General features: G+C 72.3%; 23 protein-coding genes. 7 read left to right on the plus strand and 16 right to left on the minus strand.

The features are described from left to right. Window positions 1-22 precede the first annotated feature (22 nt). From ABEB28_RS27200 to ABEB28_RS27230, 7 genes are all read right to left on the minus strand, one after another. A complete protein-coding gene (locus tag ABEB28_RS27200; protein ID WP_345731063.1) occupies window positions 23-886 on the minus strand; it encodes an LLM class F420-dependent oxidoreductase in 864 nt (287 codons plus the stop codon). 116 nt (window positions 887-1,002) lie between these two features. Beyond that, window positions 1,003-1,932, minus strand: coding sequence for an alpha/beta hydrolase fold domain-containing protein (locus tag ABEB28_RS27205; protein WP_345731064.1), 930 nt, complete (start codon window positions 1,930-1,932; stop codon window positions 1,003-1,005). Window positions 1,933-1,955: 23 nt separating this feature from the next. Beyond that, window positions 1,956-3,632 (minus strand): FAD-dependent monooxygenase, encoded by a 1,677-nt coding sequence (locus ABEB28_RS27210; protein ID WP_345731065.1) that lies wholly within the window; start codon window positions 3,630-3,632, stop codon window positions 1,956-1,958. Continuing rightward, the gene (locus ABEB28_RS27215) at window positions 3,629-4,879 is read right to left on the minus strand and encodes a DUF3500 domain-containing protein (RefSeq protein WP_345731066.1); all 1,251 of its coding nucleotides are present in this window, start codon (window positions 4,877-4,879) and stop codon (window positions 3,629-3,631) included. The genes ABEB28_RS27210 and ABEB28_RS27215 overlap by 4 nt, the downstream gene beginning before the upstream one ends. Continuing rightward, complete coding sequence (locus ABEB28_RS27220) at window positions 4,879-5,754, minus strand: fumarylacetoacetate hydrolase family protein (protein WP_345731067.1); 876 nt, start codon at window positions 5,752-5,754, stop codon at window positions 4,879-4,881. Before ABEB28_RS27220 ends, ABEB28_RS27215 begins: the two co-directional genes overlap by 1 nt. Before the next feature lie 100 nt (window positions 5,755-5,854). Further along, window positions 5,855-6,421 carry a quercetin 2,3-dioxygenase gene (locus tag ABEB28_RS27225; RefSeq protein ID WP_345731068.1) on the minus strand — a complete coding sequence of 189 codons (567 nt, stop codon included), beginning with the start codon at window positions 6,419-6,421 and terminating at the stop codon, window positions 5,855-5,857. 145 nt (window positions 6,422-6,566) lie between these two features. Then, window positions 6,567-7,430, minus strand: a complete 864-nt coding sequence (locus ABEB28_RS27230) for an IclR family transcriptional regulator (protein ID WP_345731069.1) — start codon at window positions 7,428-7,430, stop codon at window positions 6,567-6,569. Window positions 7,431-7,655: 225 nt separating this feature from the next. On the opposite strand from ABEB28_RS27230, the gene ABEB28_RS27235 reads away from it, so the two are divergent. Beyond that, window positions 7,656-9,584, plus strand: coding sequence for a hypothetical protein (locus ABEB28_RS27235; RefSeq protein WP_345731070.1), 1,929 nt, complete (start codon window positions 7,656-7,658; stop codon window positions 9,582-9,584). Between the two features lie 25 nt (window positions 9,585-9,609). Here the strand turns inward: ABEB28_RS27235 and ABEB28_RS27240 are convergent, their stop codons facing one another. Next, window positions 9,610-10,065: a hypothetical protein gene (locus tag ABEB28_RS27240; RefSeq protein WP_345731071.1), complete on the minus strand. Its 456-nt coding sequence runs from the start codon at window positions 10,063-10,065 to the stop codon at window positions 9,610-9,612. Between the two features lie 108 nt (window positions 10,066-10,173). Next, on the minus strand, window positions 10,174-11,112 hold the full coding sequence (locus ABEB28_RS27245; RefSeq protein WP_345731072.1) for an LLM class F420-dependent oxidoreductase: 939 nt from the start codon (window positions 11,110-11,112) through the stop codon (window positions 10,174-10,176). A gap of 63 nt (window positions 11,113-11,175) precedes the next feature. Here ABEB28_RS27245 and ABEB28_RS27250 point away from each other — a divergent pair, with 63 nt between their 5' ends. The 3 genes from ABEB28_RS27250 to ABEB28_RS27260 all read left to right on the plus strand — a co-directional run bounded on the left by ABEB28_RS27250 (window position 11,176) and on the right by ABEB28_RS27260 (window position 13,948). Then, a complete protein-coding gene (locus ABEB28_RS27250) occupies window positions 11,176-11,631 on the plus strand; it encodes a nuclear transport factor 2 family protein (RefSeq protein WP_345731073.1) in 456 nt (151 codons plus the stop codon). Window positions 11,632-11,705: 74 nt separating this feature from the next. Next, on the plus strand, window positions 11,706-12,845 hold the full coding sequence (locus ABEB28_RS27255; protein ID WP_345731074.1) for a phosphotransferase family protein: 1,140 nt from the start codon (window positions 11,706-11,708) through the stop codon (window positions 12,843-12,845). Then, window positions 12,842-13,948, plus strand: a complete 1,107-nt coding sequence (locus ABEB28_RS27260) for an Rv3169 family protein (RefSeq protein WP_345731075.1) — start codon at window positions 12,842-12,844, stop codon at window positions 13,946-13,948. Before ABEB28_RS27255 ends, ABEB28_RS27260 begins: the two co-directional genes overlap by 4 nt. A gap of 87 nt (window positions 13,949-14,035) precedes the next feature. Here ABEB28_RS27260 and ABEB28_RS27265 read toward each other — a convergent pair whose 3' ends face one another. The 5 genes from ABEB28_RS27265 to ABEB28_RS27285 form a co-directional block, all read right to left on the minus strand. Beyond that, window positions 14,036-15,037 (minus strand): MEDS domain-containing protein, encoded by a 1,002-nt coding sequence (locus ABEB28_RS27265; protein ID WP_345731076.1) that lies wholly within the window; start codon window positions 15,035-15,037, stop codon window positions 14,036-14,038. Beyond that, window positions 15,034-15,396: an STAS domain-containing protein gene (locus tag ABEB28_RS27270; protein ID WP_345731077.1), complete on the minus strand. Its 363-nt coding sequence runs from the start codon at window positions 15,394-15,396 to the stop codon at window positions 15,034-15,036. The genes ABEB28_RS27265 and ABEB28_RS27270 overlap by 4 nt, the downstream gene beginning before the upstream one ends. A 99-nt stretch (window positions 15,397-15,495) precedes the next feature. Next, a complete protein-coding gene (locus ABEB28_RS27275; protein WP_345731078.1) occupies window positions 15,496-17,058 on the minus strand; it encodes an alkaline phosphatase D family protein in 1,563 nt (520 codons plus the stop codon). Between the two features lie 6 nt (window positions 17,059-17,064). Further along, window positions 17,065-17,670, minus strand: coding sequence for a TetR/AcrR family transcriptional regulator (locus ABEB28_RS27280; RefSeq protein ID WP_345731079.1), 606 nt, complete (start codon window positions 17,668-17,670; stop codon window positions 17,065-17,067). 16 nt (window positions 17,671-17,686) lie between these two features. Next, window positions 17,687-18,352, minus strand: coding sequence for an SGNH/GDSL hydrolase family protein (locus ABEB28_RS27285; RefSeq protein ID WP_345731080.1), 666 nt, complete (start codon window positions 18,350-18,352; stop codon window positions 17,687-17,689). 223 nt (window positions 18,353-18,575) lie between these two features. On the opposite strand from ABEB28_RS27285, the gene ABEB28_RS27290 reads away from it, so the two are divergent. Together ABEB28_RS27290 and ABEB28_RS27295 are read left to right on the plus strand one after the other, a co-directional pair. Then, window positions 18,576-20,132, plus strand: a complete 1,557-nt coding sequence (locus ABEB28_RS27290; RefSeq protein ID WP_345731081.1) for a PstS family phosphate ABC transporter substrate-binding protein — start codon at window positions 18,576-18,578, stop codon at window positions 20,130-20,132. A gap of 90 nt (window positions 20,133-20,222) precedes the next feature. Next, window positions 20,223-22,052 (plus strand): sensor histidine kinase, encoded by a 1,830-nt coding sequence (locus ABEB28_RS27295; RefSeq protein WP_345731082.1) that lies wholly within the window; start codon window positions 20,223-20,225, stop codon window positions 22,050-22,052. Between the two features lie 19 nt (window positions 22,053-22,071). Here the strand turns inward: ABEB28_RS27295 and ABEB28_RS27300 are convergent, their stop codons facing one another. Both ABEB28_RS27300 and ABEB28_RS27305 read right to left on the minus strand, forming a co-directional pair. Then, on the minus strand, window positions 22,072-23,685 hold the full coding sequence (locus tag ABEB28_RS27300) for an alkaline phosphatase D family protein (protein WP_345731083.1): 1,614 nt from the start codon (window positions 23,683-23,685) through the stop codon (window positions 22,072-22,074). A 20-nt stretch (window positions 23,686-23,705) separates the two neighbouring features. Further along, entirely contained in the window at window positions 23,706-24,317 is a 612-nt protein-coding gene (locus ABEB28_RS27305; protein ID WP_345731084.1) for a TetR/AcrR family transcriptional regulator, read from the minus strand. A gap of 97 nt (window positions 24,318-24,414) precedes the next feature. Here ABEB28_RS27305 and ABEB28_RS27310 point away from each other — a divergent pair, with 97 nt between their 5' ends. Further along, window positions 24,415-25,917 carry an MFS transporter gene (locus tag ABEB28_RS27310; protein ID WP_345731085.1) on the plus strand — a complete coding sequence of 501 codons (1,503 nt, stop codon included), beginning with the start codon at window positions 24,415-24,417 and terminating at the stop codon, window positions 25,915-25,917. The last annotated feature ends 104 nt before the right edge of the window (window positions 25,918-26,021 follow it).

The raw sequence follows: 26,021 nt of genomic DNA on the forward strand, positions 1-26,021 counted from the left end.
GAGGCTGTAACTACTATCGCGACTATCCGTGGCGGGCCGGCGCCAGTCCGAGCCGCTCGGCCTGGCGTCCGAGTGACGCGACGATCTCGTCCGGCGACCTGTCGGGTAACCCCCAGATCGCGTCGGTGACGCCCGCCTCGGCCCAGGACGCGAGAAGCTCCGGGCTGGGCCGGGTGGTTGCGAGGACGTGGATCTGCGGGGCGCCCTCCCGCCCGGCGCGGGACCAGGCCTCGCGGAGCGCGTCGGCCTTGGCCTGCAGGCCGGTCTCGGTCGGGGTGGTCATCCAGCCGTCGGCGCTCCGAGCGATCCAGGCGAACGTCTTGGGACCGCCGCCCGCGCCGATGATCAGCGGAACGTGCTCCTGCACCGGTTTCGGGTAGGCCCACGACGGGCCGAACGCCACGTACTCGCCCTGGTAGGAGGCGACCTCCTGGGTCCAGAGCGCGCGCATCGCCTCGACGTACTCGCGGAGGACGGTCCGGCGGCGGGCGGCGTCCACCCGGTGGTCGGCGAGCTCGTCGGTGTTCCAGCCGAACCCCGCGCCGAGCGTGACCCGGCCGCCCGAGAGGTGGTCGAGCGTCGCGATCGTCTTCGCCAGCGTGATCGGGTCGGACTCGACCGGGAGCGCCACCGCGGTCGCCAGCCGGATCCGCGACGTCACCTGGGCCGCCGTGGCCAGCGCCACCCAGGGGTCGAGGGTCCTGGAGTAGCGGTCGTCCGGCAGCGCGGCACCCCCGGTGCCGGGGTGCGGTGCGTCCCGTCGCACCGGGATGTGAGTGTGTTCGGGCACGTAGAACGTGTCGAAGCCGGCCTCCTCGGCGGCGCGGGCCGCGTCAGCGGGGCGGATTCCCCGATCACTCGCGAACAGCACCACGCCGTGCCTCACGGGCCACCTCCGGAACTAGAACACGTTCCAGAACGATGGCAGCCGGCGGGCGACGGCGCAAGCTCCGAGGCGGTGCACGTTTGCGGCCGTTCCAGGGCACGCGAACGTGCACCGCTTCACCGAAGCAGGTGCGCCCGCAGGAATTCGATCGTGCGGTCGAGTGCGGCGGCGGCGGCCTCGGGCGCTCCCAGCCACATGTGGTCGGCGCCGTCGAACAGTTCCAGCGTGACGTCCGCACCGGCCGCCGTCAGCGCGTCGGCGAGCCGTTCGCTCTGCCGGACCGAGATCAACCGGTCCGCACGACCGTGCAGCAGCAGGAACGGCGGTGCGCCCGGCCCGGCGTACGTCACCGGGCTGGCCGCCGCGGTCCGCTCCGGCCGGGCCGTGACCGGCTCGCCGAGCAGTAGCGCTTCCCGGGAGTCGGCCGCGTCCGGATCGGCGCCGAGATCGGCGGCGACGGCACCCAGGTCGCTAGGGGTGTACCAGGCGACGACCGCGTCGACCGCGGACGACGGCCCGACCAGCCCGACGTCGCCCTCCAGGTCGAGGACGTCGTCCGTGAGGCCGACCAGCGCGGCGAGGTGCCCACCGGCAGACTCGCCCCAGGCCGCGATCCGCGCGGTGTCGATCCCGGCCTCACCGCCGCGGGCGCGGAGCCACCGCACCGCGGCCTTGACGTCGTGCAACGGCGCCGGCCACGTAGCCTCCGCGGAGAGCCGGTAGTCGACGCTCGCGACCCCGATCCCGGCCTGCGCGAGCCGTTCGAACGGGGTCGGACGGGCGCCCGCGTACGCCGGACCGACCGCGTTCCGGCTGCCCATCCGCCAGCCGCCCCCGTGCAGGAAGACCACGACCGGGGCGGGCGCGGTCGCCTCCGGCGGCAGGATCAGGTCGAGCTCGAGCGGCCGGTACCCGGGCACGCCCGCGTAGCGGATCGCGGTCACCGTGCGGACGCCGTCCGCGCCGACGTGGACGGCGGGCAGCGGTGCCTCGTGGACCGGCGGCAGCAGCGGACGCCCTCCGGGGGCGGAGTGCGGTGCGGTCATCGGGTTCCCTCCGTCGTCGGCAGTCACGGCGTCGGGCTGGGCACCGAGACGGTCGAGCCGGTCACCGTCCGCAGCAGGGTTTCCGCGTCCTCGACCCGGCCACCCCGCCAGGCGACGTGTTGGTCGGGGCGCACGAGCACGAGGTCCGCGCCGTAGTGCGGGCGGAGCTCGGGCCGGTCGGTGAGGTCGACCACCTGCACCGGGATACCGAGACGATCGGCCGCCGAAACCACCCCGTCCACGTCCCCGGCACCCACGCGCAGCAGCGTGAACTCCGGCCCTAGGCGGTCGTAGAGCGAGCCGCCGTCCGGCAGCCAGGCGTGCGGCAGCCGCGCTCCGGGATGCGCCGAGGGCGTGTACAGCGTCAGCGTCGGCTCCGGCACGGTCGTGCCGCTACCCACATCCGGGCCGTCCAGTACCCCGGCGTCCTCCGGGACGACGGCGCCGTCCGGGACGACGACCGGCGAGTCCGGGTAGTCGTAGCCGAGCACCAGGCCCAGGCTGTGGAACTCGGCGTCCTTGACCTGCAGGCCGTCGGCGAGCCGTGCCCGCAGCGCCTGTCCGGCCGGACCGGAGTCGGTGAGGTCGGCGCCGCCGGCGATCTCCCTCTTCAGCGCCGGTGCCAGGAACGCTTCCTGCGATCCGGCGGCGTCGATCGTGCGTGCGGCCACCGGACGCCGCTCGGCCTGGTAGCTGTCGAGCAACCCCTCCGACGCCCAGCCGCGCAGCACCGCGGCGAGCTTCCAGCCGAGGTTCACCGCGTCGCCCACGCACGTGTTGAAGCCGTGCCCGCCCCACGGCGGGTTGAGGTGGGCGGCGTCGCCGACCAGGAACACCCGCTGCCCCCGGTACCGGTCCACCAGCAGCATCCGCGCCGACCACGGATCGGTGGCCAGCACGTCGACGCCCACGTCGGCGCCGATCAGCGAGCGCACTAGCGCCGCCGCGTCCGCGTCCTCGTGCACCCCCTGCACGATCGCCCACCAGGTGCCGTCCAGGTCCAGCCGGCCCATCAAGCCGCCGACCTCGGCGCCGAGCACCCAGTAGTGGACGCCGAGCGCACACAGCGCCCGGGTCTCCAGCGCCGGTGCGCGGAACGTGACGCTGAGGTTCGGCATCGTGCCCGACGAACCCTCGTACCGGACGCCGATCGCCCGGCGGGTGATCCCGCTGCTGCCGTCGCAGCCCAGCACGTACTCGGCCACGACCTCGTGGCGGACGCCGTCCGGGTCGCGGAGCACCGCACGAACGACGTCGGGCCCGTCCTCGATCGATTCGGCCTCCCAGCCGATCTGCAGGCTGACGGTCGGCAGTTCCGCGACCGCCTCCCGGAGCACCTGCTCGACGACCGGCTGCGGAACCTGCTGACCGGCCTCGGCGAACTCCTCGCGCCGATCGGTGACCAGGCCGAACGCCTCGGTGAAGCGGGTGATCTCGTGCCCGAACAGGCCGGTGCAGAAGACGACGTCCTGGGCGTGGGCGACGGGCAGCGGCGCGAGCTCCCGGAGGCGGTCGGCCAGACCCCAGCGGCGCAGGTGCTCCATCGTCCGGACGCTGGTCGTCTTCGCGCGTGCCCGCAGCGGGTCGAGCGTCGTCCGCGGCTCGACGACCAGGACCTCGATGCCGCGGCGTCCCAGTTCGAGGGCGGCGGCGAGGCCGCTCGGTCCGCCGCCGACGATCAGCACGGGGACAGTGCTCATGGTTTCTCCTGCCACTGCTGCACATACGCACGTCCGTAGTCGTTGCCGTGCGGGGTGCGCAGGACCGTGTGGATGTGGAACGGCTGCGGGGTGTCGTAGTCGAGAAAGACACCGCAGTGGTGGTCGAGCTCGGCGATGATCACCGGCGACTGCAGCCGGAAGTAGAAGACGTCGCCGGTGCGGTGACCTCCGATCCAGCAGAACCACGTCTCGTCCCAGTGCTCGCGGATCTCGCGGAGACGGGCCGCCCGCGGCGCGGCCGGCAGCACGCCGACGAAGCGTTCGGCGAGCGCGTGCACCGCCTCCTGGGCGGCGGCCGGCATCTGCGCGACCCGCAGGCCTTCGTACGGGATCACCCGGTTGTCCTGGAACGCACCGGCGAGGTGCCGCTCGTCGCCGGGGTGGACCCGGCCGGGGGGCATGGCCGGGTCGACCAGCTGCCGGTACACCGTGGCGGCGTCGCGCTGCTCGGGCGTCAGGGCGTCCATCACGCGCAGGCCGAGCGCGATGTGCTCGCCGAACGAGCCGCGTCCGGCGTGTGGTCCGGCGTCGATCTCGTTGGGCTCGGCGCCGAGGAAGACGGGGGAGACGACCATGCGGCCCTCGACGACGAGGCAGTTGACCGCGCAGTGGTGGCCGAACAGCTGCCAGCCCCAGGGCGCCACCAAGTCCGGCACCCCGTAGAGCACGAGGTGGTAGCTGAACTCGTTGAGGATCGTCTCCAGGTCGACGACCTGACCGAGGAAGCCGTTGATCAGCATCATCGTGTGTGCCAGCTCGGCTCCCTCGGACGAGAGCGACGCGCGCATCAGTGCCAGCGCCTTCTCCCGGACCTCGACCGGTTGGAACTCCAGGCGCAGACCGGTGTCGAACTGCATGAACTCCGGGTTGGCCCAGGTCTGCCACTCGACCGCGTCCACCGGGAACGACACCCGCTCGCGATCCTCCGGCGACAGCGCGGCCAGCAGCTCCTCGGCGGCCGCGACCATCGCCGCGACCGGAGCTTCCTCGCCGGGCGCGGCGGGCTTCAGCGGGTAGAGGCCGTCGCGGAGCGTGCCGTCCTCGGTGATCCCGCGGAACTCGTTGAGGTACAGCGGGGTCCAGCCCTCGATCAGCCCGCCGGTGAACGTGCCGGGCTTCCGGGCGACGTCCCGGTAGGCGTACGGATCGAGGCCGCGGACCTCGGCCAGCCGCGGGTGGTCGTGGGGGAACAGGTACTGCCGGAAGGCCCCTGGCTCGTGCGACATCAACGGCTGCCCTGGTCCGAGGCGGTTGCGTGCCGCGCGTCGTTGCCGACGATGGGGTTGCGCAGGACGCCGATGCGCTCGACCTCGACCTCGACGACGTCGCCCGGCTGCAGCAGCCACTGCGGGTCGCGGGCGTAACCGACGCCCGACGGCGTGCCGGTGGCGAGCAGGTCACCCGGGCGCAGCGTCAACGTGTGGGAGATCAGCGAGAGCGTGTCGCCGACCGGATAGACCATCTCGTCGGTGCGGCCGTCCTGCACGGTCTCGCCGTTGACCCGGGTCTGCACGCGCAGCCCGTCGCGCAGGTCGCCGACCTCCGCGGCGGGCACCAGCGGGCCGAGCGGTCCGGAGTGGTCGCCGTTCTTGCCGAGGATCCACTGCGACGTGAGTTTCTGCGCCCGGCGGGACGTCAGGTCGTTGAACGCCGAGTAACCGACGACGGCGGCGAGGGCGGTCTCCGGGTCGGCGTCCACCAGCGTCGAGCCGACCCAGGCCACGACCTCGCCCTCCCAGTCGATGCCGTCCTCGTTCGCGGGCACCGGAACCGGTGCGCCGTCGACGGTCAGCGACTGGGTCCAGCGGGCGAACAGCGTGGGGTGCGGCGGGACGCCGTCCGCGGCGAACGTTCCTTCGGCGACGTGCTTGAGGTAGTTCAGCCCGATGCAGATCACCCGGGCGCCGGGCAGCACCGGCGGCACCAGCTCGACGTCGGCGCGGGCCAGCGTCGAGCCGGCGGCCGGGCGCGACAGATAACCCGGCGCGTCGGCCCAGAACTCCTCCAGCCCGGCGACCAGCGTGACCGCGGAACCGTCCGCCGCGAGGTCGGCCACCTCGACACCGGGCGCGTCGCTGCGGCGTACTCCGACGATCCTCACGATGCTGATCCTTCCTACGGGGGTGCACGGCGGGGCGCCGCCGCCCGGTGCGGTGCGGCGGCGCGTCCCGCGGGGTGACGACGCGGGGGCGTCGGGTGGCTCAGGCGTCCGAGTCGGGCGCGGGCCACGTGTACTGCGGCATGAACTGCATGTTGTGCTGTTGGGCGGCGGCCTGCATCCGCGGGAAGTCCGGGATGAACGGCGGCTGCTCCTTGGTGCCGTGATCGGTGGGCTGGCCCATGTGCTGGAAGAACCGCTCGAACCCGCCGGACATGACGCCGAGGATCCGGGCGGCCTCCTCGACCTGGTACGCGTGCGGCTTGCCGGCCGGCACGTACGCGAAGTCGCCGGGCAGCAGCAGCGACGAACTCTTCGTGCCCTCGGAGTCCTCGAAGAACACTCGGAGCTTGCCTTCGAGCACGTAGAACGTCTCGTGGGTGTCGTTGTGCGAGTGGGTCGGGATGAGGTCCCCGGCGGGGCAGTCGCTGGTGATGACGCCGAACTGGCCGTTGGTCTCGTCGCTCGAGAGCAGCACCGTGAACAGGTCGGTGAACACCATGGCGTGTTCGCCTTCGCCGCGGCGCAGTACGTACGGCTCGGGCTTGCCCGGCAGGCTTCCGTGCCACGCGGGCCGGCCGGAGGGGTCGGCCAGGTACTCGAAGCTCATCATGTCTCCGTTGTCAGGTGAGGGCTCCGGGAATTACAGGGCTCCGTGCTTTCAGCTTCGGCAAGGATGCGTGACCGCGATCACGGCGTCCCAGAGCCTTGCCATTGATTGGCACGGACCTTGGATCGCCCGTTGCGGGAACCCGTCACCCGCCCGCGCCAGGGTCGTCGACCTCGGTGCGGCCGTCGGCGTCGGTGCGGCCGCCGGCCGGGTCGGGGCCGAGCGCGGCGGAGGAGCCGAGGCCGCGGGACACCGCCCGCGCGGCCGTGCGCACCGCCGGTCCGAGCGCCCGCGAATCGGCACCTTCCTCGGGCACCAGCACCGACAGCGCCGCGATCACCTGCTCGTCCCCGTCGAAGATCGGCGCGGCCACCGTGACCAGCGGCCGGGGCGCCTGCCGATGCACGATGGCCAGCCCGTCCCGGCGCACCTGCGCCAGCGTCCGGCGCAGCGCCGCGGCCGAGACCGGAATCTTCTCCGGCTCGTGCACCAGCGGCCGGGCCAGCACCTCGTCCTGGAATTCGGCCGGTGCGTGCGCCAGCAGGACCAGGCCCACCCCGGTCGAGTGCAGCGGCAGGCGTCCGCCGACGTAGTAGAGCACCGGCATCGCCCGCTGTGTCGACAGCCGCTCGACGAGCACCGCCTCGTCGCCCTCGCGCACCGCGAGCAGGATGTGCTGGCGGGTGACCTCGGAGAGGTCACGCATGTAGGGCAGCGCCACCTGCCGCAGACCGCGAGCCCGTGGCGCGAGCGCCGCGACCTCCCAGAGCCGGAGCCCGACGACGAACCGCCCATCGGCGCCCCGCTCCAGCGCACCCCACTCCACCAGCCGCGACGCGAGCCGCAGCGCGGAGCTGGGCGGGATCTCGCTCCGCCGGCTGAGTTCGGCGAGGCTCAGCGACGGATGCCGCACGTCGAACGCGGCGAGCAGCGCGAGCGCCCGGTCGACGACCGGATCACCCTGCGGCGGACGGCGCCCGCGCACGCGCGGCGAGTCGATGTTTTCCATTGACCGGCATTGTGCGCCGTTCCGGTCGCGTCGTGCGAGACCCCCGCGGTGAGCGCCGGGTTGCGGCGAGGACTGGCGCTCCCCTGGTCGCCGCCCCTCGCACGGCCGGCGACGTCGTCACCGGCCGTGCGTGGGACGGCGTTCGGCGAGACCAGCTCCAGATAGGAGTTCAGGGCCTAAGGTGTGCCGAGCGTAGAGCGAGCAGCGGCGCACGAGGGGGACGAGATGACCGCCCAGCTGCCAACGGCGCAGTCGCCGTCGCCGGAAGAGAGCCCGGGGCCGCCGTGGACCGAAGCAGCGCTGCGCCCGTACGCGCTCGCGGTAGGGGCGATCGCGGTCGTGCAGGGAGTGGTGATCGGCGCGCTCGGCGCGGCCGGCTACTTCTACCTCGACGACGTCGACTTCAGCGCCGACGGCGCCAAGCACCCGTTGAACTGGGACTACCTGACGCTCCCGGTGAACGTCCATCTGACGCCGGGCTTACGCCTGGTCTACTGGCTCATCGCGCACTACGCGCCGTACGACAACGGCGCCACCGTGCTCGGCCGGGTGCTGGTCCAGGCGCTGGCCACGGCGTTGATGGGGTACCTGCTCGCGCAGCTGGCCGGACCGGGCCGGGCGGCGACCCTGGGCTTGGGCCTCTACGCTTTCTCGCCCCTACTGGTGCCGTCGCTGCTCTCGCTGAGCAGCGGCGCCAGCCTGGTTCCGCTGCACGTCGGCGTGTTGGTCCTGCTGGTCATGCACGTGCGGTACGAGGCGACCAGGCAGCTGAAGTACGCCGTGTTCGGCGCGCTGGGCGGCTGGTTCGCGCTGCTCTTCTGGGAGCAGGCTGTGTTGAGCTTCGCGTTGGCGCCGTTGCTGACGCTGCTGTACCTGACCGCCGGCGGGGTACGGGCCCGGTTGGCAGCGGTCCTGCGATCGTGGCCCGCCTGGCTCCTGTACGCCGCCCCCGTCGTCCTGTTCTTCGGGTACTTCCTGCACGGCCCGTACGGCTCCAGCAGCAGCATGCCGCACCCGGGTGACATCTGGAGCCTCGCGTGGGACGGCTGGTTGCACGCGCTGGGTCCGAGCCTGGTCGGCGGCCCATGGACGTGGTTCAGCATCGACAACGTCTACTACAGCGCGGCCGCGCCAGGGCTGGTCGTCACCGTCTGCGGCCAGCTCGCTGCGCTGGTCCTGAGCGTGCTGGCCGTCTACCGGAACGGCTTCTCCGCACTGCGAGCCTGGATCCTACCGGCCACGGCGCTGTTCGGAACCAGCATCCTCCTCGCCGCCGGACGGTTCGAGTTCATCGGCACGTTCCTCGCCCGCAACTTCCATTACTGGACCGCGGCGTCGATCTCGCTCGTACTCGGCGTCGTGCTGCTCACGGTCCGGATCGACCCGGCCGCGGTCGCCGCGCGGGGCAGGTCGGGGCTGTGGGCCGCCGACGACCCGGCACCGCAGAGCCGGATCGAGGTGGTCAAGCCGATCAGCGCCGGCCTGGCGCTCGTCGTCGCCGCCTACGCGGTCAGCTACGGAACGACGATCGGCAGGTTCGAGCACCGCTGGGTGCAGAACCCGATCCGCGGCTACCTCACGACGGCGATCGACGACCTGCGAGCGACCACCGCGAGCGGCCCGATCGCCATCTACGACAACTACGCGCCGGTGACGGTGGCGACGCTGATCCAGGGCAACCGCCGGGTCTCGGAGATCTTCCGGCCGGTGGAGCACGAGTTGCCCAACGACATCGCGTGGGACGACGTGGCCCTGCCCCTGTACCTGTTCGGGCCGGAAGGTGACCTGGTGAAGGCTCGGTTCGTCGAGGAGGCATCGAGTGTGGACAAGCCCGGCGTGTTCTGCCCCCATCCGCTGCGCGGCGTCGGTTCGGTGACGATGAAACTCGACAAGGCGGTCACCCGCTGGGACTCGTTCGCTCGGCTGGACTACCTGGCGCAGACCCCGACGGAGGTGACCGTGCGTCTCGCGAACGAGAACACCACGTTCGCTCCCCGACGCAACGGCACCCCGGTGCTGACCGCGGGCGCGTACCGCTCGCTGCTGCTGGGCACGCCGAACCGAGGCTTCGACCGGGTCGTGGTGAGCAGCGTGAACCCGGACGCCGTGGTCTGTGTGTCGGTCAAGGCCGGATCCCCGGTGCCTGCGCTGTGACCGCACAGCGCAGGCACGCGATGGCTCAGCAGGACCGGCCCACCGGGACGCGAAGGGTCTGACGCCGCGTCCCGGAGCGGACCTCGACCGGCACGCACTGCGGCGTGCGCACCGAGAAGCCGCCCGGAAACGCCATCCACGGGCTGTCCGGCCCCGCGGTTCCCGGGCACCCGGGGATCCGCAGCACCATCGTCCATTTGCCGCGGTTGGTGCCCCACGCGACCGCCACTGCCGGCGGAACCGTGAGCGTCACCGGGCGGTCGGCGCGGACGACCAGGCCGGTCTTCGCGAACAGGTCGTACGGGTCGCCGGGGCCGGACGGGGACGCGGGCCGGACCGACGCGGTCGCGAGCGCGACCGCGTCGAGCGCGGTGGTGTACCCGGTCGGCGGCGTCGCGAGCGTGTCGATCGGCGACTCGCACGACAATTCGATCTCACCCGGCGCCAGCGACTCGGGCGGGGGAGGGTCGAGGGAGACCATGGACGGGGGTCCGGGCGCTGGGCGCTGCGCGCCGGAGTCAGACGTGTCCCCGCTGCAGCCGGTGAGGCAGCAGACCAGGGCCACCACGGCGAGACGCGTGCGCACGGCCTACCCGACCAGCGGGCGCAGCGTCCGCCCGGCGAGCTCCACGGCGCCCGGCCGGTGCCCGATGTGCGGCATGTTGATCGTCAGCCCGGTGATCCCGGCGTCGAGGATCTCCTTCTGCAGGATCTCGGCCACCCGGTCCGGTGTTCCGGCGACGACCCGTCCGCGCGCCCCTGGCGACAGCGGCTCCAGCAGCGTCGCGACCTCCGCCTCGGTCTCCGCGACCAGCACCGACGTGAGGAAGCTCGTCGGCAGGGTCTCGGGGTCGCGTCCGGCCTCCTCGCACCGCTGCCGCAGGGCCTCCACCTTGCGCGGGATGTCGGCTCGACCGCAGATGATGTTCAGGTGGTCGGCGAAGAGGGCCGCCAGCCGGAACGTCTTCTTCTCGCCGGAGCCGCCGAGCATGATCGGGATCGTCGGCCGCACCCGAGGGTTGTTCAGCGCGTTCGCCACCGTGTACCACTTGCCGGAGAACGACGGCGCCTCGCCGCGCAGCATCGGCGCGACGATGTTCAGCGCCTCCTCGAGCCGTTCGAACCGGTCGGTGAACGTGCCGAACTCGTAGCCGTAGTCATCGTGCTCGCGCTCGAACCACCCCGCGCCGATGCCCAGGATCGCGCGGCCCTTCGACACCACGTCCAGCGTCGTCACGCACTTGGCCAGCATCGGCGGATTGCGGTACGTGTTGCCGGTGACCAGGGCGGAGAGCTGCACGGTCGACGTGGCGGTCGCCAGCGCACCGAGCGTCGTGTAGCACTCCAGCATCGGCTGGTCCGGCGTTCCGAGGCCGGGCAGCTGGTAGAAGTGGTCCATCACCAGGACGGTGTCGAAGCCGGACGCCTCCGCCTCGCGGGCCTGTGCGATCACGGCGTCGAACAGCCGCTCGTTCGGCGTCTCCGGGTAGGTGAAGTTCGGGATCTGGTAGCCCAGGCGAATCGTCATGTCCGGACCATAGCGCCGGCCGTAACGCCCGACCGGCGGACTAGAACGCGTTATAGTGCGACGATGATCGAGTCGGAGTTCATCACCTGGAACGCACCGGACGGCGAGAACCCGGCGCGGGCGGCGTCGCAGCGGTCGTACGACGCCGTCGGGCGCGGGGCGAAGGACGAGTGGCTCGAGCTCTTCTCCGAGCACGCCGTGCTCGAAGACCCAGTCGGTCCCTCGTTCTTCGACCCGGAAGCCAAGGGGCACCACGGCCGCGAGGGCATCGCCGCGTTCTGGGATCTCGCGATCGCGCCGGTGAAACGGTTCCACTTCACGGTGCACGACTCGTTCGCGAACGGTCCGCACTGCGCGAACGTCGCGACGTTCAGCACCGAGCTGGCGGACGGCACGCGCGCGGACACCGAGTTGGTCAGCGTCTACCGTCTCGACGACGCCGGGCGGATCGAGATGATGCGCGCGTACTGGGAGGTCGAGCGGACGCTGGCCAGCGTGCGGCCGCCGGACGCCCAGTGAAGCCTTGACCGCACCGCCCCCGCGCCTCTACATTCCGCGAAACCAGAACGCGTTCCAGTGCAGGGAGGCGTGCGATGGCCGAGTCCGAAAGCTCTCCGCGAGCGACCAAGACCATGACGACGACGGTCACCGATCTGGTGGACCTCCGCCGTCGCCTGACCGAGTGGCTGACCGCCCGGACCGGCGGGCCGGCCGAGGTCGGCGAGCTGTCCAGGCCGGGGGCGACGGGCCTCTCCAGCGTCTCGCTGCTCTTCGATGCGGCGTGGACGCGGGACGGGGAGCGGGTGCAAGCCGGTCTGGTGGCCCGCGTCCCACCCGATCTCGACGCCTTCCCGGTGTTCCCCGCCTATGACCTCCAGCGTCAGTACGACGTGATCTCCGCGGTCGCCGCGCACACCGACGTCCCGGTGCCGCAGGTGCACTGGCACGAAACGTCGGCGGAAGTCCTCGGCTCGCCGTTCCTGGTGATGGATCGGATCGCCGGCCGGATTCCGGTGGACAACCCGCCGTACGTGTTCGGCGGCTGGCTCGCCGAGGCCACTCCGGACGAGCAGCGGACGTTGCAGGACGCGACCGTGCGCCTTCTCGCGGGCATCCACGGCCTGCCCGACGTGCGGCAGCGGCTGCCGCTGCTCGCCGCGGAGGCCGGCTCCGACCCGCTCCGGCGGCTCGTCGACGACCAGCGCGCCTACTACGAGTGGACGCGGGCCGAGGACGGCCTGCGGATCCCGGTGATCGAGGACGCGTTCGCATGGCTGGAAGAGCACTGGCCGGACGAGCCGGGTGAGGCCGTCCTCTGCTGGGGCGACGCCCGGCCGGGCAACGTCATCTACGACGGCTTCCGTCCGGTGGCCGTGCTGGACTGGGAGATGTGTGTCCTCGGTCCGCGCGAGGTCGACCTCGCCTGGATGGTGTTCCTGCACCGGTTCTTCCAGGACATCGCGGAGATGTTCGACGCACCCGGGCTGCCCGGCTTCTTCCGGCCGTCCGAGGTCGTCGCGGTCTACCAGGAAGCGTCCGGCCATACCGTCCGCGACCTCGACTTCTACCTCGTCTACGCGGCGGTCCGGCACGCCGTGATCATGAGCCGGATCAAACGCCGGATGATCCACTTCGGGGAGGACACGGTGCCACCGACGCCGGACGAGTACGTGCTGTTCCACAATCTGCTGCGCGGGATGCTCGACGGCCGCGCCGACTGGATGCGCCAGTGAAGCCGACGCCGCTGGACGAGTACCCGATCCACCAGGCGTCGCTGCCGATCGCCCGCGCCGCCACCAGCGACCGGCACTTCTACGACCGCAACTACTTCCTCGCGCACGACCGGACCGGCGAGCTGTCGGTGATCACCGGCTTCGGCGTCTACCCGCACCTGGGCGTCGTCGACGCGTTCGCCCTGGCGCGGCGCGGCGACGTCGCGTACTCGGTGAAGTTCTCCGACGCGCTGGAAGCGCGGAGCCTGCAGCAGTGCGTCGGCCCGTACCGGATCGAGATCGTCGAGCCGCTGCAGCGACTCCGGGTGATCTGCGACGCGGCGGACCTGGGGGTGGGGTTCGACCTCACCTGGGAAGGCTCGTTCCCGGCCGTGCTGGAGCAGTCGCACCTGATGCTCAGCGGCCCGCGGGTGACGCTGGACGCGAACCGGTTCGCGCAGGTCGGCACGTGGAGCGGGCAGCTCGTCGTGGACGGCACCGAGGTCGACGTCGACCCGGACGTCTGGGTCGGCACCCGGGACCGGTCCTGGGGAATCCGCCCGGTCGGTGAAGCCGTGCCGGCCGGGCGCCCGTCGGACGACCCGAACGAGGGCCTCTGGTGGCTCTACGTGCCGCTGCGGTTCGACGACTTCGCGATCGTGATCATCGTTCAGGAATCCCCGGACGGGTACCGCACGCTCAACGACGCGACCCGGGTCTTTCCGGACGGACGCGTCGAGCAACTCGGGTGGCCGCGGATCGAGATCCAGTACACCAGCGGGACGCGGATGCCGGTCGGCGCACGTCTGCACTGCACCACCGCACGGGGTGAGCCGCTGGTCGTCGACGTCGAATCGCTCGGCGGCATCCCGCTGCACGTCGGCGCCGGCTACGGCGGCGATCCGGACTGGACCCACGGCACCTGGCACGGCCGCAACTGGTCGCGCGCCGACCGGTACGACATGACCGACCCGGCGCACGCCGGGCGGGCGGTGTGGGGCGTCGTCGATCACCCGGCGCGGGCCACCTGCGACGGTCAGGTCGGGTGGGGTCTGTTCGAACACGCCAGCATCGGCCGCCACGACCCGTCCGGCTTCGCCGACTTCGGATCGGTCGCGCCCTGATCCGTGGGCTCTGACGCCCGGGCGGGCCCAGTTTCGCCCGGGCGGGCCCAGTTTCGCCCGGGCGAGCCCAGTTTCGCCCGGGCGAGCTCAGTTCGCCCGGGCTTCGAGGCCGCGGTGCGTAACCTCGTGCGGGAAGTGGAGCCGGACCGCGGTGCGCCCCTCGGCGCTCTGGGTGAGCAGGACGTCCGCGAGCTGCCGGGCGATCCACAGACCGGCTCCGTCGCCCGGCCGGGCCGGCGGCCGGTACCCGGCGTCCGCCGGGATCGGGTGGCCACCCTGATCCTCGACGTGGACGACGAGCGTCGCGTCGTGGTGCCAGGCCCGCACCCGCACCGGTGGGACGCCGTGCCGCATCCCGTTCGTCACCACCTCGTTCGTCGCCGACACGACGTGGTCGGCGGCGAGTTCGGCGAAGTCGCGCTCTTGCGCCCAGCGACCGATCGCGGCGCGGAAGCCGATCAGCTCCCGCAGGTCGGTGACGACGACGTCCAGCTCGGCGGTGTCGGGCGGCGGGAGCATCGCGACGTCGGCCCGTCCGCTGAGGTACTGCGCGGCGGGGATGTAGCCGTCGTTCTCGACCCGGCCGTCGACGGTCAGCTCGTGGTCGTGGATGCTGCGGACGCCTTCGATCACCAGGGTCGGGTGGCGTCTGCTGTCCCACAGACAGGTGATCGGGCAGCCGTACGGCGCGTAGACCTCACCGCACACCGACTCGTAGCCGAGATAAGCCGCGACCCGGTCGGCCGGAGCGTCCACGCCGGTCATGACGTCGGGCTCGGCGATCACGTGCACACGCCGTCCGCGGGCGTGCTGCTCCCGCAGGTAGTCGCGGAAGCCGGCGAACGCGAAGCCGAGCCGCTGGTAGAAGGTTTCCCGCGCACCCCACTCCAGGGCCTCGGCGTCCCGCCCGAGTCGCGTCCGGAGCACCCGCTCGGTGTGCGGGCCGACCACTAGGAGCGCCGGGGTGCCCTCGGCCACGTGGTGGCGCAGCACCGGCACCAGCAACTGCTCGACGGTGGCGTCCGAGTCGATGATCAGTGCGGCGTGGTCGGATCGTCTGCGGGTCGGAGGGCCTGCGGTCGTGGTCATCGGCCGGGGCGGGCCGCGGGATCGGCCCGGCGAGTCGGTGGCTCGAGGAGCAGCCCGGTGACCTGACGGATGCCGCAGAGCTCGAGGATGCGCCAGACGATCATCGAGCAGGTCACCCGCACGACGACGTGCTCGGCCTCCGCGGACCCGCCGAGCAGCACGAGCACGCGCACGCCGGCCGCGCTGAAGAACGTCACCCCGCTCAAGTCGAGCCTGGTGACCCCGCCACCGATCGCGGCCGCCGCTCGCTCGACCAACGGCGAAGCGCTGTCCTCGTCGATCTCCCCGGCGATCGCCAGACAAGCACCCGTGCGCGTCAGGTCGCAGCGGCTGAGGTTGCCCGAGTGCCCCATGCGCATGGAGAACCACACCCTCTGTGCGACGCCAGGTCCCGGAACACAGTCAGCATGCCACTACCACCAGTGATCTGCAGCTCACTCAACGGGGCGCGCCGACGCTCAGCCGAGCGGATCGTCCGCGTCGTCCACGATGACGCCCGGTCGTCCGTACTCGACGACGAAGCGGGCCGCCGTACGGACCGTCGTCGGGCCGGCGCTGCGAACCGTTCCGACCACCCGCAACCGCGCCTGGAGCTGCTCCGGCGTCAGCTCGCCGACCAGGTAACCGCGCCGGTTGTCCAGGTACTTCCAGTGCGGGTTCTCCGTCCGCAGCGGGTCGAGCGCTTGGCGGAATCCGACGACGTCCGCGTCGCCGCCGGACGTGATCGACGTGCCGATCAGCTCGGCGGCGACGACCGGGGAGTCGTCCGCGTCGAAGTCCGGCTTGAGATCGCACGCCCAGGTGGCGTGCTGGTCGCCGGTGAGGACGACCGGGTTGCGGGCGACGCCGGTCGCGAGGAACTCCAGCAGCCGGTGGCGCTGCGCGCGGTAGCCGTCCCAGCCGTCGAACCCGAAGCGTTGACCGCGACCGCGCTGCCGGTCGACCGAGGCCCACATGACCTGGTTCGCCAGCAGGTTCCATCCGCTCCGGGCGCGGACCAGCCCCTCGACCAGCCAGCGCTCCTGCGGGCGGCCGGTCATCGTCCGCCAGGGTTCGTTGGCCTGGGTGAGCGTCCGGGGGTGCCGCGACCGGTACTGACGGGTGTCGAGGACGTGCAGCGTCGCGAGGTGGCCGAACCGTAGCCGCCGGTAGAGGCGGAGCCCCGGACCCACGCGCATCGGGAGGTGCTCGGCGAACGCGCGCAGCGCGGCGGCCTTGCGCGCGGCGAACGGCACCGGCTCCCGCGCCGATGGATCGGCCGGGAACGCGCCGGTCCAGTTGTCGTCGACGTCGTGGTCGTCGAGGGAGACGATCCAGGGTGCGGCGGCGTGCATCCGGGCGAGGTCGGGGTCGGTGCGGTACTGGGCGTGCCGGTTGCGGTAGTCCTCGAGCGTGTACGGCTGGCCAGCCCCGACGTGGTTGCGGAGCCGGGTGGGGCCGGGTGTGGCCTCGTAGAGGTAGTCGCCGAGGAACGCGACGAAGTCCACGTCTTCCTCGGCCATCGCCCGGTACGCCGTGTAGAAGCCGTCCTGCCAGTTCTGGCAGGACGCGGTGGCGAACCGCAGGCGGCGCGGGTGGGCGTCGGGCGCGGGGGCGGTGCGGGTGCGGCCGATCGGGGACGTCTGACGCCCGGCGGTGAACCGGTAGAAGTAGTCGGCGGCGGGGCGCAGGCCGCGGGCGTCGACGTGGACGGTGTGCGCGGCGGACGGGCGGGCGACCGCGGTTCCGCAGCGGACGATCGTCCGGAACCGTTCGTCGGTGGAGACCTCCCACCCGACCTCGACCGGCCTGGCCGGCATGCCACCGCCCTCGAGCGGACGCGGCGCCAGCCGGGTCCAGAGCACGACGCCGTCGGGCAGCGGGTCGCCGGACGCCACGCCGAGCGTGAAGACGTCGGGCGGGAGGCGGTCCGGGCTGGCCGACCGCACCCGGCCGCCCCGGCCGTCCGCGCCCACCAGGACGGGCACGAGCAGCCCGGTGGCGAGGAAGCGGCGCCGGGGCAGCGGAAAGGACAGCGGCACGGGCCTCTACCGGGTTGCCGACAGCAGCGGCCCGGCCAGGTCGCGCAGGCGGGCAACGGCCCGCTGGTCGCCGAAGCGCAGTGCGGTGTTCGTCGCGCACAGCAGTGCGTCCAGGCCGAACGCGGCGTGTTCGGCGTCCACCGCGGCGATCTCGCCGGCCGCGACGGCCGTGCGGAACTGCTTCGCCAGCAACTCGGTCCAGTCCCGCTGGTCCCGGGCGAGCGCGTCGTGCACCGGACCCGGGTGGCTGTCGAACGTCGCCAGGTTCGCGACGCGGAAGCAGCCGCCGGCGAACAGCGGTGCCTCCGCGTAGGTGATCCAGTGGTCCACCAGCGCGAGCAGGCGCGCCCGCCCGTGCGGCGCTGCCGCGGCCGGCCGGACCACCGCGTCGACGAAGAGGTCCCGCGCGGTGTCCACGGTGGCCAGCTGGAGCGCCTCCTTCGTCCGGAACAGCGTCTGGACACCGGCCTTGCTCATCCCGGTGTCCTCGGCCAGCCGTCCGAAGCTCAGGCCGTCGAGGCCGTCGAGCGAGGCGACGTCCACGGCGCGCCGGAGGACTGCCTGCCGGGTCCGCGCCCCGCGGAGCAGGCGTTTGTCCGTGGTTACCGCCATACGGACGATCGTAGGGTCACTGGGTCAGGCGACGAGCGAGCGCCCGCACCATCTCGCTGGCGAGCACCGCCTGCCCGACGCCGGCGAAGTGGATGCGGTCGGCGCTGAGCAGATCGTCCCGGAACTTGACCGGGTGGTCCTCCATGTCGACGAGGACGGCGTCGTACGCCGCGGCGATCGCCCGGACGAGGGCGTTCAGCCGCTGGATCCGGTCGCACCAGTCCGGGAACACCGGGACCACGTAGGCCGACGAGAGCGTGAACGTGGTGAGCGTCGCGCCGGTCGTCGCGGCCCGGTCGTAGAGAACGCGCAGCGAGCGGGCGATCGCGTCGAAGTCGGGTGTCCTCCGGAGCAGGTCGTTGGCTCCGCACGGCAGGTGCAGGAGGTCGGGCTCGAACGCCAGCGCCCGGTCCAGCTGGGTGCGGAGCGTGTCTTCGGTCGTCGCGCCGACGACCGCCGTGTTCAGGTAGGCGAGCTCGGGCCGGACGCTCCGCAGGTGAGCGGCGAGCCGATCGGGCCAGCCGCCGTCACGGTAGCCCGGGCTGGCGTCGCCGGTTCCGGCGGAGAGGCTGTCGCCGATCGACGCGTACCGCCGCCACGGTGCGGACGCGAGCAGGCCGGACGCGGCGTCGGGGGACAGGCAGAAGGGATCGGCGTCTTCCGGGAGGGTGTCGGTGTTCACGCAAGAAACCATACGTCCGACCGTATGTACATCTCAAGGGTTTCGCGTTCTCCCGTGCCGCGCCGGGCGGTCGCCCACCGAACCTGGCACCAACGGTCGGGGAACTATCGGCGAACAATAGACGCGAATAGCGTCTGGCCCTTTGTGGAATGCCGCTCGCGGCCATTGTGTACGCTGCATTCATCGTTATTTCCGTGCGGGCTGGAGAGCGGCCGACCACACGATGCTCAGCGACATCGGCGACAATGCCGACACGATTCTGACGTTTCTCACGACGATAGCGACGCTGGTCACCGCGGCCGGCTGGCTGTTCGAACGGGTCAGCAGCCGGAACCGGAAACGCCTGAACTATCGGGTGCACTGGAATGAATCGCTCACTCGGCCGGAGGGTCAGCCGTTCGCCAACGACCTGGAACTGAAGCACAAGAATGAAGTCGTCCGAGATCCCCAAGTCGTGGTGATCCGGGTCGAGAACACCGGTGGATCGTTGTCCGCCAGGGACTTCGACCCGCCGCTGGTGTTCGGATTCGGCACGCGTCGGGTCATCCACGCGGTCGTGGCCGAGACCGCGCCGCGCACGCTGTTCGCCGGGAAGGCCGACGACCTCGAAGCAGCCGCCGCCACGGGCCAGACCGAATTACCCCTGCCGCCGGTCGAGATGCGCCACGGTGACCGCTTCAAACTCACCGTGCTGCTCAACGGCCGCCACGACAGGGTCACCGGCTCCTGGGACCGTCGGGACGCACGACTGATCGAGGAGGACAAGCGGGTCCGGCGGAGTCGCCGGGGCCTCGCGCTCGGCGGTGCGACGCTCGCGCTGCTCGGTCTGCTGCTCGGCCTGATCATCGTGCCGTCCGATTCGAAGCCCCGCACCGTCGCGACGATCGGCTGCCACGCCGGCACCGTCTCGATCAGCGGCTCCACCGCACTCCGCCCCGCGATCGAAACCCTCGCCGCCGAGTTCGAGAAGCGGTGCCGGGACACCGATCCGGACGCCGTGCCGCAGATCGTGATCAGCGAGTCCGGGAGTCGGACCGCGCTCGACACGCTGGTCCGGCTCGGCACCAGCGCTACCAACCAGGAGATCCAGCGCACCCGGCTGGTCATGTACGACGGCGCCGCGGAGGACCCCGGCCGGGTGCTGGCCCGGCACACGCTCGGGATCGGCATCTTCGGCATCGTCGCCCACCGGGGCGCGATTCCCGACGGCGGTCTCTCCCGCGCGGAGGTGCGGCGGCTCTGGGACGGCCGAGCGTCCACGTTCGAGGCGGTGGACGGCGCCGACCAGGAGGTGAAGCTGATCAGTCGGCATCCGGGCTCCGGTACCCGGGACCGGTTCGAACGGACCGTGCTCGGGGGGCGTCCGGCGGCCGCGCCGCAGACGTCGTCCGACTGCACCGGGTTGGATCCGCGCCCGAAGTCCGACGTCGTCCACTGCGTGCGGCAGACGACCGAGGCAGTACTGGACGTCGTCGACGCGCTGGACGGCGCGATCGGCTACGCGGACGTCCGCGCCGCGGCCCGGTATCCGGACGTGGAGGTGATCCGGCTCGACGGGTACGGCCCGTCCGAGGAGGACGTCGCGTCGGAGGCGTATCCGTTCTGGGCGGTCGAGAACCTCTACACGTTCGGCGAGCCGCCGTCGGGCACCGCGCTCAAGGACTTCCTCGCGTTCGTCGCCACCGACGAGGCACGGGCGATCCTCACCGACAAGTTCGGATACCTCCCGTGCAGCCGGTTCAACCGGAGCGAGCCGGCCCGCGCCTGCGCGTCGAAGTAGTGCGCCCCCGAAGAGGGGCCAGCGCGGGGCGGCGGGGATCCGTACCATGCGCCGGTAACCCCCACGACCGGCGAAGAGACGCGACCATCGATGTCGGGCCACTGGCTCTCCCTGCCGAGCACCGTTCCGGTCCTCCGGCACCAGACCGCGCGGGTCGTCCTCTGCGCGGTCGCAGCCGGAACGCTGGTCGTCCTGATCGGCTTCCCGTACTGGCGCACCCACCTGGTCCACGGTGCGGTGGCCGGCCTCGCCTGCGCCGGGTTCGCTGCGGCCGGTGCGCTGCTCGCGACCGGCGGCGCGCGGCGTCGGCTCACCGGCCGGCTCCTGCTCGCGGGCGGGTTCTGCTGGCCGTTCGCCTGGATGATCTCCTGGGACAGCGGCCCCGGCCCGATGCTCTCGTTCCTCGCTCAGTTCGGGTTCTTCGCGCTCGTCGGCACCGCGATCCTGTCCTACCCGGAGGGGCGCATCGTCGGAGGGCGCGATCGGGCCTGGGTGATCGCCGCCGTCCTGACGCTGGTCGGTGGGGAGATCGCACTCCAGTCCGTCACCGCACCGGAGTGGCTCGGCGTGCGCACCGGCGTCTCCTGGCTGCACGTGGCGCCGAACCGGACCGCGTTCGAGATCGGCATCCGGGTCCAGGCCGTCGCGCAGGTCCTGCTCGCGGCCTGGTTCGCCGGGCTGCTCTGGCGCCGGGTCCGGTGGCTGTCCACGCTCGACCGCCGGATCGCGATCCCGGTCCTGCTCGCGGCCGCCGCGCTGGGGTTGATCTCGTCGATCCAGGCCGTAGTGCAGCCGGAGGCGTGGACGAACGTCGCCGAGCTCCAGGCGTTCTACTTCAACCAGGGCGTGATCGCGCTGGTCGTCTCGGTCGCGCTGGTGTCCGGGGCACTGCGTGACCGGTGGTGGGAGCTGAGCGCGCCGCACCGCGTCGTCCGGATCACCTCGTCGGGCACGTCGGTGGCGACCGTGCGGGTCGCGCTCGCCGACGCGCTGCGCGACGGGACCCTCCGGCTGTACTTCTGGGCACCGACCGAGCGCGGGTGGGTGGACCCGGCCGGCCGGCCGGCAGCGCCGACCCTGCCGACGGCACCGGACGACGCGTCCGGCGGCGCCGACCCGGACGACCACCGCTGGCGGATCCCGATCGCCGGGGAGCAGCACCCGCTGGCGATCGTCGACGTCGACGCCTCGCTGCGGCGTCGCCCGGTCCTGGTGGACGCCGTCCTGCGCGCCGGCGGGCAGGCCCTGCTCACCGCCCAGCTCCAGGCGGCGGCAAGCGCGAACCTCGCCCAAGTGCTGGCCGCCCAGTACCGGCTGGAGGAGAAGGAGCTCGCCGAGCGGTCCCGGCTGGAGCAGGAGCTCCGTGAGGGGGCGCAGCGCCGTCTGGGTGATCTCGCGCGGCAGCTCGACGGGCTGGCCGCGCACACGACCGACCCGGTCGCGGGGGTCGTCGCCGGTGAGTGCCGGGACGAGGTGCTGGCGACGGTCGGGGATCTGGAGCAGCTCGCGCACGGGCTCCTGCCGGCCACGCTGCGGGAGCGCGGTCTCGGCCCGGCGCTGGAGGCGGTCGCCGCGCGGCTCCGGCTGCCGGTGCAGCAAGTGGTCTGTCCCGGGCGGTTCCCGGCCGCGGTCGAGGCGACGCTCTACTTCGCCCTCTGCGAGGGCCTGACGAACGTCGCGAAGTACGCACCGGACGCGGCCGTACGCGTGGAAGTGCTGCTCGCCGACGGCTGGCTGAGCGGTTCGGTGGCCGACGACGGACCCGGCGGCGCCGTGGCCAAGCCGGGCGGCGGGCTGGCCGGTATCGAGCGCCGGGCCCGCGCGCTGTCCGGCTGGGCGGGCGTGGACAGCTCGCCCGCCGGCACCCGGGTACGCGTCACCATCCCCGCGGACGCCGCCCTGGTCGCGTCACCGCCGTAGCGCGGCAGTTCGGGGGACGTCACCGGCGCGGTCCGATCGGTGGGGCCGCGCCGCCCGGTGCGCCGGTCAGATCGGGTGGGCCGTCCAGCGCGGCGCCGGGCCGGTCGCTCTGCACCACGAAGCGGGCGCCCGTCCGCACCGCGCCGCCCGCCGGGTCGAGCACCGTGTCGACGACGCGCAGCCGGACCTGCAACGCGGTGGCGGACAGCTCGCCGAGCAGGTAGCCGCGCCGGTTGTCGAGGTACTTGCAGTGCGGGTTCTCGGCGCGCAGCGAGTCGTGCTCGCGGCGGAACCCCTCCACGTCCGGGTCGCCGCCGGAGGTGATCGAGGTACCGGCGAGCTCGGCGCCGACCACCGGGGAGCCGTCGGTCCGCGCGTCCGGCTTCAGGTCGTTGACCCAGGTCGCATGCGTGTCCCCGGTGAGGACGACGGGGTTGCGCGCCGCGCCGCTGCCCAGGTACTCGAGCAGCCGCCGCCGCTGTACCCGGTACCCGTCCCAGCTGTCGAAGCTGTACCGCTCGCCCGGCCCGGCCCGGCTGTCGGCGGACGCCCACAGCACCTGGTTCGCCAGCAGGTTCCACCGGCTCCCGGCACCGGCCAACCCGTCGACCAGCCAGCGTTCCTGGGTGAGCCCGGTCATCGTCCGCCAGGGTTCTTCCGCCTCCTCGACCGTGCGGGGGTGTGGCGAGCGGTATTGACGGGTGTCGAGGACGTGCAGCGTGGCCAGGTCGCCGAACCGGAGCCGACGGTAGAGGCGGTGCCCCGGGCCGACCCGCATCGGAAGGTGCTCGGCGAACGCGCGCAGGGCCGCGGCCTTGCGGGCCGGGAAACGGACGGGTTCCCGCTGCCCGGGGTCGGCGGGCGCGTCGCCGGTCCAGTTGTCGTCGACGTCGTGGTCGTCGAGGGAGACGATCCAGGGTGCGGCGGCGTGCATCCGGGCGAGGTCGGGGTCGGTGCGGTACTGGGCGTGCCGGTTGCGGTAGTCCTCGAGCGTGTACGGCTGGCCGGGGCCGGTGTGCGCGCGGAGCGTTCCTGGCCACGGCGCGGCCTCGTAGATGTAGTCGCCGAGGAACAGCAGGAAGTCCAGCTCCTCGGTCGCGAGCGAGCGATAGGCGGTGTAGTAGCCGTCCTGCCAGTTCTGGCACGACGCGGTGGCGAACCGCAGTCGGCGGGGGTGGGCGTCCGGCGCGGGGGCGGTGCGGGTGCGGCCGATCGGGGACGTCTGGTTCCCGACCCGGAAGCGGTAGAAGTAGTCGGCAGCGGGGCGCAGTCCCCGGGCGTCCACATGGAGCGTGTGCGCAGCGGCGGGGTGTGCGACCGCGGTACCGGTCCGCACGACCGTGCGGAAGCGTTCGTCGGTCGCGATCTCCCACCGGACCTCGACCGGTGCGGCGGGCATGCCGCCGCCGTCCGTGGGGCGGGGAGCCAGCCGGGTCCAGAGCACGACGCCGTCGGGTAACGGATCGCCGGACGCCACCCCGAGCGTGAACATCCCGGACGGGAGCCGCTCCGCCCGGGCCGACGACACCCGGAGGTGCCGTCCGTCGGCGGTCACCAGCGAGGGACCCAGGAAACCCGCCCCGGCGGACCCGACCAGGGCGAGGAAGCGGCGGCGAGGGAGTGGGTATTCCATCCTCACCCCCTCCGACCAGGCTAGGAGTCGGTGCGCCGGACCGCGGGCAGCAGGATCTCGTCGATGATCGAGACGAGGAACGCCTGGTCGACCGGTCGCTGCTGGATCAGCGTGCGGTAGACCGTCATCGACGGGCTGAGCAGCGCCAGGAAATCGACGTCGCAGTCGGGGCGGATCTCGCCGCGCTCGATCGCACGGCGGAGCAGGAACCGGTTCGCGGCGGCGCGTGGCTCGATCATCGCCGCCCGGAGCGCGTCGCCGAGCTCGGGATGCTTGGAGAGCATCGAGACCACGCCGGTCATGATCTGGAGCTTGCGCTTCGCGTCCTGGATCGTCGGTGGCTTGATCATCGCCAGCAGGTCGCCACGCAGCGTGCCGGTGTCGGGGAGCGCCTCCGGCCGGAGATCCTCCTTCTTCATGCAGGCGATCGCGTCGATGACCAGCTCGGCCTTGGACGGCCAGCGGCGGTAGAGCGTCGCCTTACCGGCCTTGGCGCGGCCCGCGACCTGGTCGAGCGTCATGCCGTCGTAGCCGGTCTCGGCGAGGACGTCCAGCGCCGCGTCGAGGATCTCGGGGTCGCGGCTGTGGTCGCGCTTGCGGCCCGGCTTGACCACGGGAACGGCGGACGTCATCGGGGCCGGCTCCTCTCATGCGTAGTCCGCTCATGATACTCACCAGTTCCGGAACTAACCAGTTTCGAAACTCGCCAGTTCCGTATATGGTCGTTGCATGACTTCGGCAACTATCTCGCCGCCGACCGACGCGGCTTCCTCCCGGCGCTGGTGGGCGCTGGTCACCGTGGGCCTGGCCCAGCTGATGGTGGTGCTCGACGCCACCGTCGTGAACATCGCGCTGCCCGCGACCCAGGCCGATCTCGGGTTCTCCAACGGGGACCGGCAGTGGATCATCACCGCCTACTCGCTCGCGTTCGGCAGCCTCCTGCTGCTCGGCGGCCGCCTCTCCGATCTGATCGGCCGTAAGCGCACGTTCCTCATCGCGCTCGTCGGGTTCGCCGCCGCCTCGGCGCTCGGCGGTGCGGCCCAGAGCTTCGGCGCGCTGGTCGGCGCCCGCGCGCTGCAAGGCGTGTTCGGTGCGCTGCTCGCGCCCACCGCCCTCGCGGTCCTCACCACCACGTTCACCGCTCCGCGCGAGCGGGCCCGCGCGTTCGGCGTCTTCGGCGCGGTCGCCGCGGCCGGCGGCGCGATCGGCCTGCTCCTCGGCGGCGCCCTCACCGAGACGCTCAGCTGGCGCTGGACGCTCTACATCAACGTCGTGATCGCCGCCGTGGCCCTCGTCGGCACGCTGCTCTTCGTCGCGTCGCCGGCCCGCATCGGACCGCGCCCACGGCTCGACGTGCCCGGAACCGTGCTGGTCTCGGCGGCCTTGTTCGCGATCGTCTACGGGTTCTCCAACGCCGAGACCGACGGCTGGGGCTCCGTCCGGACCTGGGGGATGCTGACCGCCGGCGTGCTGCTGCTGGTCGGCTTCCTGGCGTGGCAGCGCCGGGCCGCGCACCCGCTGCTCCCGCTCGGCATCCTGCTGCACCGTGACCGGGGAGCCGCGTACCTCGCGGTGCTCATCGCGGCGACCGGCATGTTCGGTGTGTTCCTGTTCGTCACGTACTACCTCCAGGGCACGCTCGGTTACTCGCCGATCCGCACCGGCCTGGCGTTCCTGCCGATGGTGATCGCGCTGGCGGTGGCCGCGCAGCTCTCGACGAACCTCCTGGTGCCCCGGCTGGGGCCGAAGGTGATGGTGCCGATCGGGCTCGGGCTGGGTGCGATCGCGATGGTCGCGCTGACTCGCCTCGGTCTGCACTCGACGTACGTGTCGGACCTGCTCGTGCCGCTGACGCTGCTCGGCTTCGGCATGGGGACGACGATGCCCGCCGCGATGCAGTCGGCGACGCTCGGCATCGACCGACAGTTCGCCGGGGTGGCGTCCGCGCTGGTCAACACCAGTCAGCAGGTCGGCGGGTCGATCGGCACCGCGCTGCTGAACACGCTCGCCGCCACCACCGCGGCGAACTACCTGGTCGCGCACGGGCCGGTCACCGACGCGGTGGCGGCGGAGGCCGCGGTGCAGAGTTATGCGACCGCGTACTGGTGGGGCGCCGGGTTCTTCGCGACCGGAGCGGTGCTCGCCGCGCTCCTCTTCCGGCGCCGGGTCTCGCCGGACGCCGTGCCCGACACCGCACCCGCCCCCGACTTGGTTCCCGCCGTCGCCCACTGAGCGGGCGGACAGCCGTCCCGCCCGGTCGGCCCCGCCGATTGACGCCGAATCCGTCTCCACGGGCGCCGTGGGGACGGATTCGGCGTAACNGGATTTGGCGTCAA

Source organism: Cryptosporangium minutisporangium (assembly GCF_039536245.1).
Taxonomy (GTDB): Bacteria; Actinomycetota; Actinomycetes; order Mycobacteriales; family Cryptosporangiaceae; genus Cryptosporangium; species Cryptosporangium minutisporangium.